At 66.2% G+C, this 2878-nt stretch carries 1 protein-coding gene and 1 pseudogene; both read left to right on the top strand.

The window, feature by feature from the left end; genetic code table 11:
• Positions 1-21: 21 nt before the first annotated feature.
• Positions 22-1473 (top strand): annotated as a pseudogene (gene ubiB, locus EOA36_RS32520) (2-polyprenylphenol 6-hydroxylase); the annotation flags it as partial.
• 84 nt (positions 1474-1557) lie between these two features.
• Positions 1558-2878 (top strand): bifunctional phosphopantothenoylcysteine decarboxylase/phosphopantothenate--cysteine ligase CoaBC (coaBC, locus tag EOA36_RS32515; protein ID WP_210212437.1); only part of this gene is annotated, 1321 nt, incomplete at its 3' end.

Below are 2878 nucleotides of genomic sequence, written 5' to 3'. Positions count from 1 at the left end.
TCGCTGCGCTCATAGGCGAGCGCGCGGCTGTTCACCCGCCGCCGCGCGCTCGCCTATGAGCGCAGCGATCGGCTGGCGAAGGCGGTGGTCCGGCTCGGCCCTTCCTACGTCAAACTTGGCCAGTTCCTGGCGACGCGGCCCGATGTCGTCGGCAACGACATGGCGCTCGATCTCGCCATGCTGCAGGACAAAATGCACACCTTCCCGAAGGCCGAAGCGATCGCGGCCATCGAGGCCTCGCTCGGGCGCAAGGTGGGCGATCTCTATGCGCGGTTCGGCGATCCCGTTGCGGCCGCATCCATCGCCCAGGTGCATACCGCCGACACCATGCATGACGGCGTGGCCACCCAGGTGGCGGTGAAGGTGATCCGGCCGGGCGTTCGCCGCCGCTTCTTCCACGATCTCGAAAGCTATTTTCTCGCTGCTCGCCTGCAGGAAAAATACATCCCTTCCTCGCGCCGGCTGCGGCCGGTCGAAGTGACCGAGACGCTGGCCCAGACCACCAGGATCGAGATGGACCTGCGCCTCGAGGCGGCGGCACTCTCCGAACTCGGCGAGAACACCAGGGATGACCCCGGCTTCCGTGTCCCAACCGTCGACTGGGAGCGCACCGGCCGCGACGTGCTGACCATGGAATGGGTCGACGGCATCAAGATGAACAACATCGCCGGCCTCGAAGCCGCCGGCCATGACCTGAAGGCGATCGCCGCCAACCTCATCCAGTCCTTCTTGCGCCATACGCTGCGCGACGGCTTCTTCCATGCCGACATGCATCCGGGCAACTTATTCGTCGAGGCAAACGGCACCATCGTCGCCGTCGATCTCGGCATTGCCGGGCGCCTCGGGAAGAAGGAGCGCCGCTTCCTCGCCGAAATCCTCTACGGCTTCATCACACGCGATTATCTGCGCGTCGCCGAGGTGCATTTCGAGGCCGGCTATGTGCCGCGCCAGCACAATGTCTCTGCCTTCGCGCAGGCGATCCGTGCGATCGGCGAGCCGATCCACGGCCAGCCCGCCGAAACGATTTCGATGGCCAAGCTTTTGACGCTGCTGTTCGAGGTGACCGAACTCTTCGACATGGCGACGCGGCCTGAATTGATCCTGCTACAGAAGACCATGGTGGTGGTCGAGGGCGTGGCGCGCACGCTCGACCCGGCCTTCAACATGTGGAAGACCGCCGAACCGGTTGTCGGCGGCTGGATCGCCGGTAACCTCGGGCCGCGCGGTCTTATGGTGGATGCCCGCGACGGAACCAAGGCGCTGCTGGCGCTGGTGCGCCAGGCACCGGAGCTTGCGGCGCGCACTGACCGGCTGTCACGCGAAATCGACCTGATGGCGGAGCACGGGCTGCGCTTCGACGAGACCACCGCCCGCGCCATCGGCAAGGCCGAGGCGCGCTACAGCCGATCCGGCCGCGTGGCGCTGTGGGTGATCGCGCTGACGCTGGTCTATATTGCCTGGAAGCTACTTTAGGCCTCCGAGGGGGGCCGGCGGCTTGCGGCAGTTTGATTGCATTGCTATCATCGCTATCAGGCAAGATGAGTAGAGTGCAATCATATGGCCAGCATCACCATCCGCAACCTTGACGATGAGGTCAAGGAGCTGCTGCGCCGGCTGGCGGCGGAAAACGATCGCTCCATGGAAGAACAGGCGCGGGTGATGATCCGGGCCGCTGTCGACGGCCAGGTCGGCCCGGTAGGCCGTCTCGACCAGATCGAGAAAGCCCTCCACGAACTGGCCAATTCGCAAGGCACCCCGGCGTCAGCCTTGGCAGGCAAGAGTTTGCCGCGAGGCACGCTTTCCAACAAACGCATCCTGCTGATCATCGGCGGCGGCATCGCCGCCTACAAGGCGCTCGACCTGATCCGCAGGCTGCGCGAGCGTGGTGCGGCGGTGCGGGTGGTCATGACGTCGGCGGCGCGGGAATTCGTGACGACGCTGTCGGTCGGTGCGCTCTCCGCCGACCATGTCTTCACCGACCTGTTCGACCGCAACGATGAACACGATGTCGGCCACATCAGGCTGTCGCGCGAAGCGGACCTCCTGGTGGTGGCGCCCGCCACCGCCGACCTGATGGCCAAGCTCGCCAATGGCCACGCCAACGATCTGGCCTCGACCGTGCTCATCGCCACCGACAAGCCGGTGCTGATGGCCCCGGCGATGAACCCGAAGATGTGGTCGCATCCTGCCACCCGCCGCAACCGCGCGACATTGGGCAAGGACGGCATCGCCTTCGTCGGCCCCGCCAAGGGTGAGATGGCCGAGAGCAACGAGGCCGGCGAAGGCCGCATGGCCGAACCGCTGGAGATCGTCGCCGCGGTCGAGGCGCTGCTCGATGCCGGCCCCAAGCCGCTGGCGGGGCGCAAGATCATCGTCACGTCAGGCCCGACACACGAGCCGATCGATCCCGTGCGCTATATCGCCAACCGGTCGTCCGGCAAGCAGGGCCACGCCATCGCCGCGGCATTGGCGAGGCTCGGCGCCGACGTGCGCCTCGTCTCCGGTCCCGTAGGCATCGCCGATCCGGCCGAGGTGAAGACCGTCCATGTCGAACGGGCGCAGGAGATGCGCGACGCGGTGGAACAGCTTCTGCCCGCCGACGCCGCGGTGTTCGTCGCCGCAGTTGCCGACTGGCGCACCGAGAATTCGGCCGGCGAGAAGATCAAGAAGGTCGCGGGCGAAGGCCCGCCGGTGCTGCGCATGGTCGAGAACCCCGACATCTTGGCGGGCATCGGCCACCACAAGCAGCGACCAGGTCTGGTCGTCGGCTTTGCCGCCGAGACGCAGGATCTCTTGCGCAACGCCGAGGCCAAGCTCAGGAAGAAAGGCGCCGATCTCATCGTCGCCAACGATGTGTCGCAGGCCAGCGGTATCGGTC

Origin of the sequence: Mesorhizobium sp. M8A.F.Ca.ET.021.01.1.1, assembly GCF_003998025.1 — a bacterium.
Taxonomy (GTDB): Bacteria; Pseudomonadota; Alphaproteobacteria; order Rhizobiales; family Rhizobiaceae; genus Mesorhizobium.
The sequence above is the reverse complement of the archived record's forward strand: the minus strand, read 5'-3'. Positions and strand labels throughout refer to the sequence as shown.